The following is a 14,997-nucleotide window of genomic DNA, read 5'->3' as shown; positions in this document are numbered from 1 at the left end:
CGGTGACCACCACCCTGCGCCCGGCCGGGCCCGAGGAGCGGACGGCGGCGGGCACCCGCTCCCGTGCGTACGACATCTGCGTCAACGCGCGTGCCGTGGGCACGGTCCGGCTGAGCACGGGGGAGCAGCACGGGCCCCGTACCGGCTGGATCGGGCAACTGGCCGTCGACCCGGCCGAGCGTCGGCGGGGCCGGGCCACCGTCGCGCTGCTGGCCGCAGAGGAGGTGCTGCGGGACTGGGGCTGCGACCGGGTGGAGAGCGCGGTCCCGGCCGGTTCGGCGGGCGCGCTGAGTCTCGCCTTCGCACTCGGGCACCGCGAGGGGTCCCGTGGCATGGTCAAGGAGCTTGCGCACGACGACGAGCCGTCGCTGCCGCCGGGCAGCGAGGGCCGTCCGATGACCGAGGCCGACTACACGGCGTGGCGCGAACGGGACAGCGTGCGGCAGGTGGAGATCCAGGCCGAACGGGGACTCCCCGCCCGGGAGGCACAGATCCTGGCGGATCGGGCCCACAGCACGCTGCTGCCCGGCGGTCCCGAAACCCCGGGCATGGTCATGCGCGTCCTGACGCGGGACGGCACGGACGTGGGCACCGTCTGGATCCGTGTGGACGGCGCACCGCGGCCCGGCGTGGAGGGCTGGGTCTACGCGGTGGAGGTTGAGGAAGCGCTGCGCGGACGGGGCCACGGGCGGGCGCTGATGCTGCTCGCCGAAGTCGAGGCCCGCACCGCCGGGGTGCGCCTGCTCGGACTCAACGTCTACACCGACAACGCGCCTGCCCTGCATCTCTACGAGTCGCTGGGCTACCGGCCGCTGGACCACCAGCTGTACAAGCGGCTGTAGCCGCAGGGGGCGGGGGCCGCCGGGCCCCCGCACCGCGCGTCCGCCCGCCGCGGGGCCGTCCGGTTCAGCGGCCGAGCAGCCGGTCCGTGATCTCTTCGATCCGCTCCCGCAGCCCCTCCTGGGTCTTGCCGCCGTCCAGCCGCTCCCCGTCGATCACATAGGTCGGGGTCCCCGTCACACCGATGGCCTTGGCCTCCGCGTAGTCGGCGTCCACGGCCAGCAGGTGCCGCCCGTCGATCAGCGCGGACTCGAACTCCCCGACGTCCAGCCCGAGCTCGGCGGCGAGCTCGGTCAGCACCGCCTCGCCGCGCGCCGTGAGGTCGGAGGTGCGCTCCAGCAGGGCCTTGATGTACTCCTGGCCCTTGCCCTGCGCGTCGGCCTCCTCGGCGGCCTGTGCGGCGGCATAGGCGTGGGTGTGCTTCTCCAGCGGGAAGTGCCGCCAGCGGATCTCCAGAGCCTCCCCGTAATGTTCCCCCACCGCGCGCAGGTCATCCTGCGCCCGGTGGCAGTCGGGGCACTCGAGGTCGCACCAGATGTCGAGTACGGGGTGGGATTCATGGGAGTCGTTCATGGTCCACAGTCTCCCACTCAGGGAGGAGGAGCCTCCCGCAGATCCCCCTGAAAATCCTGCTGGGCATGCCCCATAACGCCTGTAAACAGTGCACGATGGAGACATGCTCACCACGACCGTCTGCATCGCGCTCTCGGCGGCCGGGCTGGCCCTCGCCTTCCTGACGGCCTACCGTCGCCGCTTCGTCGCCGCGCTTCGTCTCGCGGCCTTCGCACTGCTGCCCGTCGGGCTGGCCATGGCCGGGCTGGTCGAGCTGGGCAGCGAGGTCGGCACGGCGGTGGGCGACTGGGGTACCGATCTGGTGCTCAAGCCCAGCGTCTGGTCGGGCTTCGGGGTGTTGGCTGTCGCCGTCGTGCTCTATGTGATCGCACGTGTCGCGGCCGGCCGGTCCGCGGGGGACGGGAGCGATCCCCGCCCGCGCAAGGAGCGCCGTGCCGCTGCCCGTGCCGAGCGCGAGCAGGCCGCGGCGGCCCCGGGAGCCTCGGCACCGTCCCTGGGAGCGGGCCGCTCCGCCGGCGCGAAGCCGGAGGGGAAGGCGAAGTCCGGGTCCAGGCAGAAGTCCGGGTCCAAGAAGGCCGGTGGTTCCGGCGGCGGAGAGGACTTCTCGGACATCGAGGCGATTCTCAAGAAGCACGGCATCTGACGAACCCCTCGGCCGGGCGAACTCCTCGCCCGTGCTGGCGTGTTGAGCGCGTTCCGGCAGGTGAGTAGGCGATCATCGCGGCGAGATGCCGCACACCACGCAGAACCCCCCGCGCGGGGTCGATGAACCTTCGCCCGAGATGCCCGCTCTTCCGGAAAGACGAGGGTGTCTCTTCGCTCTCTCACAGCCGCCGCTGATGCTGTTCCTGGCCGTCATCGGCGCGCTGCTGGGGATCACGGGTGCCTATGACCTGTTCCTGCTGTGACCGCCACGGCTGTGACCGCCACGGCTGTGACCGGTCAGGCCGTGACGGGTCGGGCCGTGACCGGCCGGAAGCCCGGTGAGCGGGGCGCGCCGTCAGCCGGGGGTGTGCGCAGACTCGCGCTGCCGCGCCCGGTACGCGGCCACGTGCAGGCGATTGCCGCAGGTGCGGCTGTCGCAGTAGCGGCGAGAGCGGTTCCGGGAGAGGTCGATGAAGGCGCGCGGGCACTCGGGGGCCTCGCAGCGCCTGAGCCGGTCCCGCTCTCCGGCGACGATGACGAAGGCGAGTGCCATCCCGCCGTCGGCCGCGATGTGGTGTGCCAGGGAGGCGCCGGGGGCGAAGTAGTGGACGTGCCAGTCGTAGCCGTCGTGATCGGTGAGCTGAGGTGTCGTGCCCGCTTCGGCCACCAGGCCGTTGACCAGCTGTGCGGCGGTACGCGCCTCGTCCGCCGCGAAGACCCGGGCGAAGCGGTCCCGCACCGACCGGACGGCGGCCAGGTCGCTCTCGGTGAGCTCCCCGACGCCGCTGACGTCGTTGCGCTCGGCGTAGGCGCGCAGGTCCGCGACCGTGACCAGGTTGTCGGGAGTGTCGCCGTCGGGCGCGGTGTTCAGCAGATCGACGACGTCGTCGAGTGCGCACTGAGTGTCGTGGTTGATCTGCACCGTCGCTCCTGACCGTAACGGATCCGGTACCGAAACAGCCTAGCCGCTCGGGCGCACGGTGACGCCGCCACCGCACGAGTCGTGCGCTGGCGGCGTCACCGTGCGCCGTGTACGGCCACCGGCCCCCACAGGGGAGTGGACCCCCAGCCGTCGCCCCGAGTCGGACGGCTGTGGCGGGCCGGCGGGTCTCAGCTCTCCGCGAGGATGTGCGAGAGCTCCGTGTCCAGGTCGAAGTGACGATGCTCGGTGCCGGGCGGCACAGCCGCGTCGGTGCGTTTCAGGAAGGACTCGAGCGCCCTCGCGGGGGCCTCGAGCAGGGCTTCGCCCTCCGGGGAGCTGAGGGCGATGCAGACGACTCCCTGGCCGTGGCTGCGGGAGGGCCAGACCCGGACGTCACCGGTGCCGGTGGGCCGGTGCAGGCCCTCGGCCAGGAGATCGCGGGCGAATACCCACTCGACGGTCTCCTCGGCGCCGGTGTGGAAGGTGGCGTGCACGGCATAGGGATCGGCCGTGTCATACCGCAGGCCCGCGGGTACAGGCAGTGATGACTCGCTCGAAACAACGAGGCGCAGGTGCAGCTCGCAGCTGACCGTGGTGTTCATAAGCGCCAGGGCCTTTCGCTCAGTGTGCGCTCGGGGATTCGCACGTCGGCGAAATCGACATGCCACCTACCGGTCGGTTGTAAACCCCTCTGACCGATTTGTGAGGCTTCGGGTCCTTCGACTGGCCTAAGTGAGGGTTTCGTCCTACGGCCAGACGGGTGAGGGCAGAGGGTCCGGTAGATTTGCCACTATGGATGCGCAGAGTGACGCGAAGCAGAGTGATGTGAAGAAGGAAGAACGGCCGCTGGGCTCGCGGGCCCCGCAGTTCATCAAGGCACGCCGCCCCCTGCACATGAGCTGGCAGGTCGGGGTCTTCCTGGTCGGCCTGCTGATCGTCGTCACCGGTGTGATCCTGTTGCCGCTGCCCGGTCCGGGATGGCTGATCATCTTCGGCGGTATGGCGGTCTGGGCGACGGAGTTCGTCTGGGCGCAGATCGTGATGCGCTGGACCAAGGGCAAGCTCGCCGACGGCACCGGCTACCTCAAGCGGCGCAGGGCGGAGCGGGCGGCACGAAAGGGCATGAGCACCCCCTGACATGCGGTAATGTGGTGCCCGCAGCGGGCGATTAGCTCAGTGGAAGAGCGCTTCGTTCACACCGAAGAGGTCACTGGTTCGAACCCAGTATCGCCCACCGGCCCGGTTGGCTCATCGTAGAATCGATCTGATGACCGAGGCATCGCGCAGGATCGATCTGCCGCATCCCACCGCAGTCCCGCCAGGCTGAGACGCCGTGGGCACAGCGTGGCACCAGTACCACTTCCACAGCACCTGGCTGCTGCCCGCACCCCCGGACGCCGTCTACCGGGTGCTGGAGCGCGGCGAGGAGTACCCCTCCTGGTGGCCCCAGGTGCGTGAGGTGCGGCCCCGGGACGAGCTGTCCGGCGTCGCCCGCTTCCGCTCCCTCCTCCCGTACGACCTGGAGATCACCGCTCACGCCGTCCGCAGTGACCCGGCCGAGGGCGTTCTGGAGATCGTGATGCACGGGGATCTGGAGGGGTGGGCACGCTGGACCCTGCTCCCGGACGGCGGCGGCACCCGCGCCGTCTACGAGCAGCGGGTGGAGGTGCGCAAGCCGCTGATGCGGGCCTTGGCGGTGCCCTGCCGGCCGCTGTTCCTGGCCAACCACGCGCTGATGATGCGCAGCGGCCGCCGCGGGCTGCGCAGGCTGCTGCTGCGGTCACCGGGAAGGGGGTTGGAGGAAGAGTGAGCGGCACGGTATGGTTCTGCCCGTGCCCCGGGGTCTTGTGATCCGGCGGCGTGCAGGGGGGCGATTAGCTCAGTGGAAGAGCGCTTCGTTCACACCGAAGAGGTCACTGGTTCGAACCCAGTATCGCCCACACCGACCCGAGGCCGGTCCGTCACCCGACGGACCGGCCTCCGGCGTTGAGGTAGGCGAGCACCGCCAGCACCCGCCGGTGCCCGCTGTCGCTCGGCGGCAGCCCCAGCTTCACGAAGACGTTCCCGATGTGCTTGCTCACCGCGCGCTCGGACACCGACAGCCTGCTCGCGATCTCGGTGTTCCCGTGCCCCTGCGCCATCAGTTGCAACACCTCGCGTTCACGGGGAGTCAGCGACTCCAGCGAATCCTCCCTGCCGCGCCGGGACATCAGCTCGGTGACGACCTCGGGGTCCAGGGCGGTGCCGCCCTCCGCGACCCGCTCCAGCGCCTCCAGGAACTCCTCCACCCGCCCCACCCGGTCCTTGAGCAGATAGCCCAGCCCGCGGGCTCCGCCGGCCAGCAACTCGGCCGCGTACGCCTCTTCGACGTACTGCGACAGCACCAGCACCGGAAGGTCGGGCATCTCCCGGCGGGCCGCGAGCGCGGCGCGCAGCCCCTCGTCACGGAAACCGGGCGGCAGCCTCACGTCCAGGACCGCCGCGTCCGGACGGCCGCTGAGCAGTGCGGGCAGCACCTCGGGGCCGGTAGAGGCGACGCCGGTCACCTCGTGTCCCGCGGTGGTCAGCAACAAGACCAGGCCCTCCCGCAGCAGTACGTTGTCCTCCGCGATCACCACACGCACGGCAGCTCCACCTCGACGACGGTCGGTCCTCCGACAGGACTGTCCAAGGCTACGGTGCCGTCCAGCGCCGCCACCCGGCGGCGGATGCCCAGCAGCCCGCTGCCCCGCTCCTCCCGCGCACCGCCGCACCCGTCATCCTCCGCCCGGATCCGCAGCACGGAGGGCTGCGTGCGGTCCAGTGTCACCTTGACGAAGCTGCCGCCGCTGTGCTTGGCGGCGTTCGTCAGGGCCTCGGCGACGACGAAGTACGCCGCCGCCTCCACGGCCGCCGCCGCGCGCGGCGCCATCTCCTCGCCGGGGGCGCTCACCGTCACCCGCAGCGGATGGGCCGCGGCCAGCGCCCGTACGGCACCCGTCAGGCCACGGTCGGTGAGGACCGGCGGATGGATGCCCCGCACCACCTGCCGCAGCTCCGCGAGGGCCTCCTCGGCCTGCTGCTGCGCGTCGTCCAGCAGCCGGCGGCCCGCTTCCGGGTCGGAGCCGTAGGCCCGCCGGGCGAGCCCGATCCGCATGCTCAGGGCGACCAGCCGGGCCTGCGCGCCGTCGTGCAGATCGCGTTCGATCCGGCGCAGCTCGGCGCCGTGTGCGGCGACCGCGCCGGCCCGGGTCACGGACAGCTCCTGGACCCGTTCGGCGAGCTGGGCGCTGGGGGAGGGTCGCAGCAGGACCGCCGTCCAGCGTGCGTCCAGGTCCGCCAGGGCGTCGAACACCGGCAGCAGCACCGGGCGCCCGCGCAGCAGCCCGCACCAGACCAGGTCCACCAGCAGGGCCACCGGCCACAGGGGCAGAGCGACGTAGAGCAGCATCGGCCCGATCAGCACCTGGGCCACCAGCCAGCGCGCGTCCCGCCAGGTGCCCGGGTCACAGCTGGCGGTACGCACCCGCTCGGTGAGCGGACCGCCCATGGGCAGATAGTGCTCCGGCACCCGGGCGCCCAGGCGCCCGCCCGCGCGCACCCGCGCGAACCCGGTGAGCCGGCGCAGCGCGAGCACCGCCTCCGGCCAGGTCGCGGCACCGATCAGCGCTGCCGCCATCGCCGCACACAGGACGAACAGCGGGATCGCCACGTAACAGACGAGGGAGAGGGCGAAGCCGACGAGCAGATGGCAGAACGCCCGCCACGCCGCGTGCAGGGCCGCTTTCATGTGCTCACCGTATGCGAGAGCGGGGGGCAGGGGAGACGAGCCCACTCCCCGAAGCGCGGTACAGCGCGCTCCACCATGCTCCGGGAGCAAACTCCATCGCCACAGCTGGTCCCCGGTCGTAGCGTTGCCGTTCTGTCGACGACCACGACAACCACGACGACTACGGCAACTCCCGGAAGGACCCCCGATGAACGCTGCGCTCAAGGCGTCGCTGTGGACCGTACTCCTGCTCTTCCTCGGTGCCAACGTGGTCCTGAGCCAGCTCGTGGACGACGGTCCGCTGCAGCTTGTGCTGAGCGCACTGACGGGCCTGTGCACGCTCGGCACCATAGTCGGGCTGGTGGTGCTGCGGCGCGCCGAGTGAAGCGGCGCCGGGAGCGCCGCAGTCAGCCACCGCGCCGCAGCCGGGAGCGCAGCGGCCAGGCCGGGTGTACGGGGTGCCCCGAGGCGACGGGTGCGCACCACGAGCTGAGGCCACGGGCACGTGCCGCGTACCAGACGGCCTGCAGGGCGTGCAGTTCGGCCGCGCTGTACCGGGACAGCCGGGGCGCGAAGTGCCGCCCCAGGGCGCGTACGAGCAGCAGGGCGGTCAGGGCAGCAGCGGCGTCCGCGGCGGCCGGGACGGTGCCGTCCACGCCCCCGGCTCGTTCCCCGGCCGGCACGCCGTAGCGCGCGCAGAGCACGTCGGGGGTGAGACGCCCCTCGAGGTCCCGGTCCAGGTGCCGGGCAAGGACCAGCGGGTCCAGCACGCACAGCGAGGAACGGCGCAGGCAGCCCGTCAGCGTGACGTCGCGGTGCCGTGTCAGCTCGCGGTCCAGCAGCGTCAGGCCGAACGGTGCGTTCATCACCACCAGCGGGATGCCCGCCTCAGCGTGGTCCGCCAGCGCGCGGGCCAGCTCCTCGATCACAGGCCCCGGCACTCCCGGGCCGACATGCCATCGGCGCACGTGCGGCGGCCGGTCGGTGCCGGGCTGCACCAGCAGGGCTGCGGACGCTATCCGGTCACGTTCGGTGTCCACGCCGGTCGTCACGGTGGCGAATGCCGCGAGTGGTCCCTCGTACCAGAGCCCCAAGTCCCCACCCCCGGTGTCCGCGCCGCGGTCCCTGGCTGGTGATACCGCACCCCGGCCGAGGTCAACCCAACTCACCGGGGGCCGCTGCGGGGCACCGCCTCACGTGGGACGCAGTCAAGGGCCGAGGCAATCCGTTTCGCGGAGCGGGGTGGACGCTCGGTACGATTCCAGCCTCGCCCGGCACTCGTCCGGCGCGGCCCAGTCAGCATGTCAGGAGAGAACCGGTGACAGACGTCCGTGTGATCATCCAACGCGATTCCGAGCGGGAAGAACGTGTGGTGACCACGGGCACCACGGCCGCCGCGCTCTTCGAGGGTGACCGTTCCGTGGTCGCCGTCCGCGTCGCGGGTGCCCTCAAGGACCTGGCCAGTGTGCTGGCCGACGGCGACGAGGTCGAGCCGGTCGCCCTCACCAGTGCGGACGGGCTGGACATCCTGCGGCACTCCACCGCACATGTGATGGCCCAGGCCGTGCAGGAGCTCTTCCCCACGGCCAAGCTCGGCATCGGCCCTCCCATCAAGGACGGCTTCTACTACGACTTCGACGTGGAGGAGCCCTTCACCCCTGAGGACCTCAAGCGCGTCGAGAAGAAGATGCAGGAGATCCAGAAGCGGGGGCAGCGCTTCTCCCGCCGGGTCACCACCGATGACGACGCGCGCGAGGAGCTGGCGGACGAGCCGTACAAGCTGGAGCTGATCGGCCTCAAGGGCGCGGCGGCGGAAGCGGCCGAAGGCGCCTCGGCGGAGGTCGGCGCCGGCGAGCTCACCATCTACGACAACCTCGACGCCCGCACCGGCGAGCTGTGCTGGAAGGACCTGTGCCGCGGCCCGCACCTGCCCACCACCCGGAACATCCCGGCGTTCAAGCTGATGCGCAGTGCCGCCGCCTACTGGCGGGGCAGCGAGAAGAACAAGCAGCTCCAGCGCATCTACGGCACCGCCTGGCCGACGAAGGACGAGCTCAAGGCGCATCTGGAGTTCCTGGCCGAGGCCGAGAAGCGCGACCACCGCAGGCTCGGCTCCGAGCTGGACCTCTTCTCCATCCCGGAGGAGCTGGGTTCCGGGCTCGCCGTCTTCCATCCCAAGGGCGGTGTGGTGCGGCGGGTCATGGAGGACTACTCGCGCAAGCGGCACGAGGAGGGCGGATACGAGTTCGTCAACACCCCGCACATCACCAAGGCGAAGCTCTTCGAGACCTCCGGGCATCTGCCGCACTACGACGAGTCGATGTTCCCGCCCATGGAGTTCGAGGGGCAGGACTACTACCTCAAAGCCATGAACTGCCCGATGCACAACCTGATCTTCCGGGCGCGCGGGCGGTCGTACCGGGAACTCCCGCTGCGGATGTTCGAGTTCGGGACGGTCTACCGGTACGAGAAGTCCGGAGTGGTGCACGGCCTGACCCGGGCCAGGGGCTTCACCCAGGACGACTCGCACATCTACTGCACAAAGGAGCAGATGCCGGACGAGTTGGACGGCCTGCTCACCTTCGTGCTGGACCTGCTGCGCGACTACGGTCTGAGCGACTTCTATCTTGAGCTTTCCACCAGGGGTGACTCCGAGAAGTTCATCGGTGAGCAGGCCGAGTGGGAGGAGGCCACCGAGGCGCTCCGGGAGGCCGCGGACAAGCAGGGCCTGGAACTGGTGATGGATCCGGGTGGTGCGGCCTACTACGGTCCCAAGATCTCGGTGCAGGCGAAGGACGCGATCGGCCGTACCTGGCAGATGTCGACGATCCAGGTGGACTTCCAGCAGCCGAAGCGCTTCGAGCTGGAGTACAGCGCGGCCGACGGCACCCGGCCGCAGCCGGTGATGATCCACCGGGCGCTGTTCGGGTCCATCGAGCGGTTCTTCGCGGTGCTGCTGGAGCACTACGCAGGGGCTTTCCCGGCCTGGCTGGCGCCTGTCCAGGCGGTCGGCATCCCCATCGGCGACGCGCATGTCCCCTATCTGGACACGTTCGCCGGCGAGGCGAGGAAGCGGGGGCTGCGGGTCTCGGTGGACAGCTCCTCGGACCGGATGCAGAAGAAAATCCGGAACGCGCAGAAGCAGAAGGTGCCCTTCATGGTCATCGCGGGTGACGACGACGTCGCGAACGGCGCGGTGTCCTTCCGTTACCGCGACGGCTCGCAGAAGAACGGCATCCCCCAGGAGGAGGCCCTCGCCGAGATCGCGGACGCCGTGGAGCGGCGCATCCAGGTCTGAGCCCGGAGATGAGGGCCGCTCCCGCCGGGGGGCGGCCCTCGCCGCTGCCGAGCCCGGACCGCCGCATATGCTGGCCTTATGACGAGCGAGCCCGAGCAGCAGACCGGGGTGGGCGTGCAGGACGCGTTCCAGCGCCTGTGGACGCCACACCGGATGGCGTACATCCAGGGGGAGAACAAGCCGAGCGGTCCGGGCTCGGGCGACGGCTGCCCGTTCTGCACAATTCCGGTCAAGAGCGACGAGGAGGGCCTCGTCCTCGCGCGCGGAGCCCACGTCTACGCGGTGCTGAACCTGTATCCGTACAACGGCGGGCACCTGATGACCGTGCCGTTCCGCCATGTCGCCGACTACTCCGACCTCTCCTTCGAGGAGACCGTCGAGCTGGCGGAGTTCACCAAGCGCGCGATGACCGCGCTGCGGGTCGCCTCGGGCGCACACGGCTTCAACATCGGCATGAACCAGGGCGCGGCCGCGGGCGCGGGCATCGCCGCCCATCTGCACCAGCACGTGGTGCCCCGGTGGGGTGGCGACACCAACTTCATGCCGGTCATCGGCCATACGAAGATCCTGCCGCAGCTGCTGGCCGAGACCCGCACCATGCTCGCCGACGCCTGGCCGGAGGCCTGACCGGCGGGACACGGCCGGTCCGACCGGGCGCCGTCCATCGGCGCCGTACGTCGACGTCATATGTCAGGCGTCGTATGTCAGGCGTCGTACACGTCGGCCTTCCCCGGCACCGGCGCCTGGACCGCGCCGCTGAGCACCTGCGAGCGGGAGCCGAAGTTCTCCGTCTGGCAGCCGTTCTCCTCCAGCACCCGGATTGCCGCCTCGTGCACGACGCGCAGCACCGGCGTCGCGGTGCGCAGCGCGTCGTCCGCCATGAAGCGGTGCCGCCAGGGCTTGTCCGCCCAGGCGTGGCGCAGTCCGAACGGCTCCGGCAGCGACAGCTTGCCCCCGAGGAAGTCCAGCACCGGCGGGAACCAGGTGAACGGGGCACGCGCGGCAAGCCGGACCACCTCCTTCGTCTCCACCAGCGGCAGCGTCACCGTCTTGGTCTCCCAGAAGCGCACGCTCTTGGAGACGTCCTTGGTCTTCGCCTTCGGCTTGGTGGTGAACAGCGGATGCACCGGCCCGAGTGCGTGCCCGGTGACCTCGACCCGGAGGGTGTGGTGCAGCACGGTGACCGTGATCAGCAGGGTGATCACCAGCTGGCCGTCCCAGAGCACGAACTGCACGCCCAGATAGTGCCGGTTGCCGCTGCTGAACTGCTGCTCGTTGCAGATCCGCTGGACCTCGAAGTCCCGTATCCGGAAGCCCTCGACCTCCTGGCCCTCCGGACGGCTCACCTCCTTCGCACCCTCGCCGATGGGCGACACGATCCAGTGCTGTATCCGGGGTGTCGGGAAGCCGCCGGTGTGCAGCGGGCCGCGCTCCAGCATTCCCAGTTGGTCGTGGATCGCCCGCACGACGTCCCAGCTGCGGAAGGGGTTGATCTCGACGTTCGGGTCCGCCGGGCGCAGCTCCTCGGCGAGCTGCCAGCTGCCCCAGCGGGTGCCCATCCCCAATATCCCCTTGGGCCCGGCGTAGTAGACCAGGTTGCTGGCCTGTTCGGCGCCGACCTTGGCCAGGGAGAGCCGGATCCGCTCGGCCGCGGCGTCGTTCGGATTCTGCTGGACCGCCTCCGGGATCTTCGCGCCGATCCCGCCGCCGGAGAGCAGCGAGGACCAGCGGGCCCGCAGATCCTTGGCGTACCGCTCGCAGATCTGCTTGGCCCACAGCCACCCGGCAAGCGGCGCGACCAGCATGACCCGCAGATACAGGGCCCAGAAGCCTTCGAACGGCAGTCTGATCAGGAAGATGACCGCCAGCACGCCCAGCCCGACCAGCGCCGCCGTCCCGAAGGCGCCGACCCGCTTGTTCTGCGAGCCCGCGATGGAGCGGCGCAGCTGGAAGGCGAGGAGCCACAGCAGTACTCCGGGCAGGAACAGCAAGCCGAAGATCACCATGACCACGGTCAGCCGTGCGTCCCGCTCCTTGCGGATGCGGTTGGCGGCCAGGCAGTGCTCCACCACGGCCCGCGGCTCCGTACCGAAGGACTGGATCAGCGGCTTGCGGGCGCCACCGAGCATTCTGATCTGCACCCCGCGTGCGAACGCCTCGCCCAGATTCGGCTCGAAAAGGGAGAGCTTGGGCGGCTTCTGTGACGCCTCCTCGTTGGCCTTGAGCAAGTCCGCCACGGCGCCGTCGCGGTAGGCGGCCGAGGCGAGGGCGTGCGTCGCGGCCGTCTGGCCCGCCGGGCCGGAGAGCGGGATCTCCGCACCGGGACTGAAGTCGTACCCCGGCGCCTCGCTGCTGAGGTCGTCGAACCCCGCCACTGTGCCCCCACCCTGCCGTCAGAAAGCCTGCACCGACCTCCGGCTCTTTCCCAAGGGCGGCCGGTGGCACACCTGTTGTCCACTCCTGCTCAGAGTAGGCCAGATCCTGTGCCCGTCAGGCGCTGTTTCTGTTCTCCTGCCGGATCTTCTCGGCCAGCTGCTCGGGCATCGGCTCGTGCCGCACGTACGTACGGGAGAAACGGCCGGTGCCCTGGGAGAGCGACCGCAGATCCACCGCGTACCGGCCGACCTCCGTCTCCGGGACGTCCGCCCGCACCAGCGTGCTGCCTTCCGCGGTCTGCTCGGTGCCGACGACCCGGCCGCGCCGTCCGGACAGATCACTCATCACCTGGCCGACGTACGCGTCGGCGACCCTCACGCGCATCTCCACCACGGGCTCCAGCAGATGGATCCGGGCCTCGGCCGCGCACTCCCGCAGTGCGAGCGCGCCCGCGGTCTGGAACGCGGCGTCGGAGGAGTCGACCGAATGCGACTTGCCGTCCAGCAGAGTGATCCGGATGTCCTCCAGCGGGTATCCGGCGGCCACGCCCTTCGCGGCCTGGGCACGCGCCCCCTTCTCGACGGACGGGATGAACTGGCGCGGCACCGCGCCGCCCACCACCTTGTCGACGAACTCGATGCCCGAGCCGTTCGGCAGCGGCTCCACCGTGATCTCGCAGATCGCGTACTGCCCGTGCCCGCCGGACTGCTTGACATGCCGTCCGCGTCCCGTCGCGGGCTCGGCGAAGGTCTCGCGCAGCGCCACCCGGTGCGGGACCTTGTCCACCCGCACGCCGTAGCGGGTGCGCAGCCGTTCCAGTGCGACGTCCATATGGGCCTCGCCCAGGCACCACAGCACCAGCTGCCCGGTGTGCCGGTTGTGCTCCAGCCGCATTGTCGGGTCCTCCGCCACCAGCCGGGCCAGACCCTGCGAGAGCTTGTCCTCGTCCGCCTTCGTGTGCGCCTCGATGGCGACCGGCAGCAGCGGATCGGGCATCGCCCACGGCTCCATCAGCAGCGGGGCGCTCGGGTCCGAGAGAGTGTCGCCCGTCTCGGCCCGGGTCAGCTTCGCGACGCAGGCCAGGTCGCCCGCGATCGCATGGCCGAGCCAGTTCTGCTGCTTGCCGAACGGCGTGGACAGCGCGCCCACGCGCTCGTCGACGTCGTGGTCCTCATGCCCGCGGTCGGCGAGCCCGTGCCCGGAGACATGCACGGCCTCGTCGGGCCGCACAGTGCCGGAGAAGACCCGTACCAGCGAGATCCGGCCCACGTACGGGTCGGAGGAGGTCTTCACCACCTCGGCGGCCAGCGGGCCGGCCGGATCGCAGGACAGTGCCGGACGGGGTGCGCCGTCCGGGCTGGTGACGGCGGGGATGCCGCGCTCCTGCGGCGTCGGGAAGCCGCCGGTGATCAGCTCCAGGATCTCCAGCGTGCCCAGGCCGTGCTTCGCGCCCTCCGCCGCCGGGGCGGCCGCCAGCACGGGGTGGAAGACGCCCCGTGCGACCGCCTTCTCCAAGTCCGTGACCAGGGTCCTGACGTCGCACTCCGCCCCGCCCAGATAGCGCTCCATCAGGGTCTCGTCCTCACTCTCCGCGATGATCCCCTCGATGAGGCGGTTGCGCGCCTCCTCGATCGCCGGGAGCTCTCCTGGGCCGGGGTCCCGCTCGGTCCGCTCACCGCCGGAGTAGTCGAAGACGCGCTGCGACAGCAGCCCGGTCAGCCCCGTCACCGGCGCGTGGCCGTCCGGGCCCGGAGTTCCGTACAGCGGCAGATAGAGCGGGAGCACCGCGTCGGGGTCCTCCCCGCCGAACTCGCGTTGGCACATCGCGGTCATCTCCTGGAAGTCGGACCGCGTCGCCTCCAGATGGGTGATGACCAGCGCGCGGGGCATCCCCACCGCCGCGCACTCCTGCCACAGCATGCTGGTCGTGCCGTCCACCCCGTCCGCCGCCGAGACGACGAAGAGGGCCGCGTCCGCCGCCCGCAGTCCGGCCCTCAGCTCACCTACGAAGTCCGCGTAGCCGGGGGTGTCCAGAAGATTGATCTTGATGCCGCCCCACTCCACCGGCACCAGGGACAGCTGCACCGAACGCTGCTGCCGGTGCTCGATCTCGTCGTAGTCGGACAGGCAGCCGCCGTCCTCGACCCGGCCCGCCCGGTTCACGGCACCGGAGGCCAGTGCCAGGGCCTCGACCAGCGTCGTCTTGCCGGAACCGCTGTGGCCGACCAGCACCACGTTCCGCCGCGCGGCGGGGCGGTCGGCCACCCGTACCCTGCCGGCGGCTCCGGTGTGTGCGTTCGCCTTGTCGCCCATGGTTACCTCCCGTGAGGGGACCCTCGGCTTCGGCCGGGGGAATTGCGTCCTGGGAGTCCGGTCGGGGCCTGGCCGTCGTGAGGCTCCGGGAAGCCGGGTGAGACGCTCCGTCGCTCGAGAAGGGGAGGGGTCATGTGTCCGCCTTCCGGCCGGCAGCGAGGGACCGGGTCGCCAGAAACTTGTCCCTCGAGCTTTCCACCGGTGTCCGCGCTCGTCCATACGTCCTGCACGGAGCCCGGCCTACGGTGCCCGCGCAGACGCCCCGGACGCCTGACTACGATG

At 70.8% G+C, this 14,997-nt stretch carries 16 protein-coding genes and 2 tRNA genes; 10 read left to right on the top strand and 8 right to left on the bottom strand.

Going from position 1 to position 14,997, the window contains the following annotated elements; genetic code table 11:
* Positions 1-2: 2 nt before the first annotated feature.
* Positions 3-842, top strand: a complete 840-nt coding sequence (locus LHJ74_RS01390; protein ID WP_260215519.1) for a GNAT family N-acetyltransferase — start codon at positions 3-5, stop codon at positions 840-842.
* A 64-nt stretch (positions 843-906) separates the two neighbouring features.
* Here LHJ74_RS01390 and LHJ74_RS01385 read toward each other — a convergent pair whose 3' ends face one another.
* Complete coding sequence (locus LHJ74_RS01385; protein ID WP_260215518.1) at positions 907-1,413, bottom strand: DsbA family protein; 507 nt, start codon at positions 1,411-1,413, stop codon at positions 907-909.
* A 103-nt stretch (positions 1,414-1,516) separates the two neighbouring features.
* Here LHJ74_RS01385 and LHJ74_RS01380 point away from each other — a divergent pair, with 103 nt between their 5' ends.
* Both LHJ74_RS01380 and LHJ74_RS01375 read left to right on the top strand, forming a co-directional pair.
* Positions 1,517-2,056, top strand: a complete 540-nt coding sequence (locus LHJ74_RS01380) for a hypothetical protein (protein ID WP_260215517.1) — start codon at positions 1,517-1,519, stop codon at positions 2,054-2,056.
* Positions 2,057-2,141: 85 nt separating this feature from the next.
* Positions 2,142-2,321 carry a hypothetical protein gene (locus LHJ74_RS01375; protein ID WP_375546635.1) on the top strand — a complete coding sequence of 60 codons (180 nt, stop codon included), beginning with the start codon at positions 2,142-2,144 and terminating at the stop codon, positions 2,319-2,321.
* A gap of 92 nt (positions 2,322-2,413) precedes the next feature.
* On the opposite strand, the gene LHJ74_RS01370 is transcribed toward LHJ74_RS01375, so the two are convergent.
* Positions 2,414-2,980: a CGNR zinc finger domain-containing protein gene (locus LHJ74_RS01370; RefSeq protein WP_260215515.1), complete on the bottom strand. Its 567-nt coding sequence runs from the start codon at positions 2,978-2,980 to the stop codon at positions 2,414-2,416.
* Positions 2,981-3,168: 188 nt separating this feature from the next.
* Entirely contained in the window at positions 3,169-3,582 is a 414-nt protein-coding gene (locus LHJ74_RS01365) for an SsgA family sporulation/cell division regulator (RefSeq protein WP_003959770.1), read from the bottom strand.
* A gap of 190 nt (positions 3,583-3,772) precedes the next feature.
* On the opposite strand from LHJ74_RS01365, the gene LHJ74_RS01360 reads away from it, so the two are divergent.
* From LHJ74_RS01360 to LHJ74_RS01345, 4 genes are all read left to right on the top strand, one after another.
* Positions 3,773-4,117 carry a TIGR02611 family protein gene (locus tag LHJ74_RS01360; RefSeq protein WP_260215514.1) on the top strand — a complete coding sequence of 115 codons (345 nt, stop codon included), beginning with the start codon at positions 3,773-3,775 and terminating at the stop codon, positions 4,115-4,117.
* A 25-nt stretch (positions 4,118-4,142) separates the two neighbouring features.
* A tRNA-Val gene (locus tag LHJ74_RS01355) sits at positions 4,143-4,214 on the top strand.
* Between the two features lie 99 nt (positions 4,215-4,313).
* Complete coding sequence (locus tag LHJ74_RS01350; protein WP_260215512.1) at positions 4,314-4,790, top strand: SRPBCC family protein; 477 nt, start codon at positions 4,314-4,316, stop codon at positions 4,788-4,790.
* 58 nt (positions 4,791-4,848) lie between these two features.
* Positions 4,849-4,920: transfer RNA gene (locus tag LHJ74_RS01345), tRNA-Val, on the top strand.
* 21 nt (positions 4,921-4,941) lie between these two features.
* On the opposite strand, the gene LHJ74_RS01340 is transcribed toward LHJ74_RS01345, so the two are convergent.
* Positions 4,942-5,604, bottom strand: coding sequence for a LuxR C-terminal-related transcriptional regulator (locus LHJ74_RS01340; protein ID WP_260215511.1), 663 nt, complete (start codon positions 5,602-5,604; stop codon positions 4,942-4,944).
* On the bottom strand, positions 5,592-6,749 hold the full coding sequence (locus LHJ74_RS01335; protein WP_260215510.1) for a sensor histidine kinase: 1,158 nt from the start codon (positions 6,747-6,749) through the stop codon (positions 5,592-5,594). The genes LHJ74_RS01340 and LHJ74_RS01335 overlap by 13 nt, the downstream gene beginning before the upstream one ends.
* A 187-nt stretch (positions 6,750-6,936) precedes the next feature.
* On the opposite strand from LHJ74_RS01335, the gene LHJ74_RS01330 reads away from it, so the two are divergent.
* Positions 6,937-7,113, top strand: coding sequence for a hypothetical protein (locus LHJ74_RS01330; protein ID WP_260215509.1), 177 nt, complete (start codon positions 6,937-6,939; stop codon positions 7,111-7,113).
* Positions 7,114-7,135: 22 nt separating this feature from the next.
* Here LHJ74_RS01330 and LHJ74_RS01325 read toward each other — a convergent pair whose 3' ends face one another.
* The gene (locus LHJ74_RS01325; RefSeq protein WP_260215508.1) at positions 7,136-7,822 is read right to left on the bottom strand and encodes a 3'-5' exonuclease family protein; all 687 of its coding nucleotides are present in this window, start codon (positions 7,820-7,822) and stop codon (positions 7,136-7,138) included.
* Between the two features lie 224 nt (positions 7,823-8,046).
* Between LHJ74_RS01325 and thrS the strand changes: the two genes are divergently transcribed.
* Both thrS and LHJ74_RS01315 read left to right on the top strand, forming a co-directional pair.
* Positions 8,047-10,026 (top strand): threonine--tRNA ligase, encoded by a 1,980-nt coding sequence (thrS, locus tag LHJ74_RS01320; protein WP_260215507.1) that lies wholly within the window; start codon positions 8,047-8,049, stop codon positions 10,024-10,026.
* 78 nt (positions 10,027-10,104) lie between these two features.
* On the top strand, positions 10,105-10,653 hold the full coding sequence (locus LHJ74_RS01315) for an HIT family protein (protein ID WP_260215506.1): 549 nt from the start codon (positions 10,105-10,107) through the stop codon (positions 10,651-10,653).
* Positions 10,654-10,730: 77 nt separating this feature from the next.
* Here LHJ74_RS01315 and LHJ74_RS01310 read toward each other — a convergent pair whose 3' ends face one another.
* Together LHJ74_RS01310 and LHJ74_RS01305 are read right to left on the bottom strand one after the other, a co-directional pair.
* Positions 10,731-12,401: an AbeC-like domain-containing protein gene (locus LHJ74_RS01310; protein WP_260215505.1), complete on the bottom strand. Its 1,671-nt coding sequence runs from the start codon at positions 12,399-12,401 to the stop codon at positions 10,731-10,733.
* A 115-nt stretch (positions 12,402-12,516) separates the two neighbouring features.
* Positions 12,517-14,715: an elongation factor G-like protein EF-G2 gene (locus LHJ74_RS01305; protein WP_260215504.1), complete on the bottom strand. Its 2,199-nt coding sequence runs from the start codon at positions 14,713-14,715 to the stop codon at positions 12,517-12,519.
* Positions 14,716-14,997: the final 282 nt, after the last annotated feature.

The organism is Streptomyces gossypii (assembly GCF_025165795.1).
Taxonomy (GTDB): domain Bacteria; phylum Actinomycetota; class Actinomycetes; order Streptomycetales; family Streptomycetaceae; genus Streptomyces; species Streptomyces gossypii.
This window is presented reverse-complemented; position numbering and strand designations above follow the sequence as displayed.

Bases quoted from the DNA above. Each gene is read 5' to 3' on its own strand.
- LHJ74_RS01385 (WP_260215518.1), bottom strand. From the start codon at position 1,413: ATGAACGACTCCCATGAATCCCACCCCGTACTCGACATCTGGTGCGAC.
- LHJ74_RS01380 (WP_260215517.1), top strand. From the start codon at position 1,517: ATGCTCACCACGACCGTCTGCATCGCGCTCTCGGCGGCCGGGCTGGCC.
- LHJ74_RS01375 (WP_375546635.1), top strand. From the start codon at position 2,142: ATGCCGCACACCACGCAGAACCCCCCGCGCGGGGTCGATGAACCTTCG.
- LHJ74_RS01365 (WP_003959770.1), bottom strand. From the start codon at position 3,582: ATGAACACCACGGTCAGCTGCGAGCTGCACCTGCGCCTCGTTGTTTCG.
- LHJ74_RS01360 (WP_260215514.1), top strand. From the start codon at position 3,773: ATGGATGCGCAGAGTGACGCGAAGCAGAGTGATGTGAAGAAGGAAGAA.
- LHJ74_RS01335 (WP_260215510.1), bottom strand. From the start codon at position 6,749: ATGAAAGCGGCCCTGCACGCGGCGTGGCGGGCGTTCTGCCATCTGCTC.
- LHJ74_RS01330 (WP_260215509.1), top strand. From the start codon at position 6,937: ATGAACGCTGCGCTCAAGGCGTCGCTGTGGACCGTACTCCTGCTCTTC.
- LHJ74_RS01315 (WP_260215506.1), top strand. From the start codon at position 10,105: ATGACGAGCGAGCCCGAGCAGCAGACCGGGGTGGGCGTGCAGGACGCG.
- LHJ74_RS01305 (WP_260215504.1), bottom strand. From the start codon at position 14,715: ATGGGCGACAAGGCGAACGCACACACCGGAGCCGCCGGCAGGGTACGG.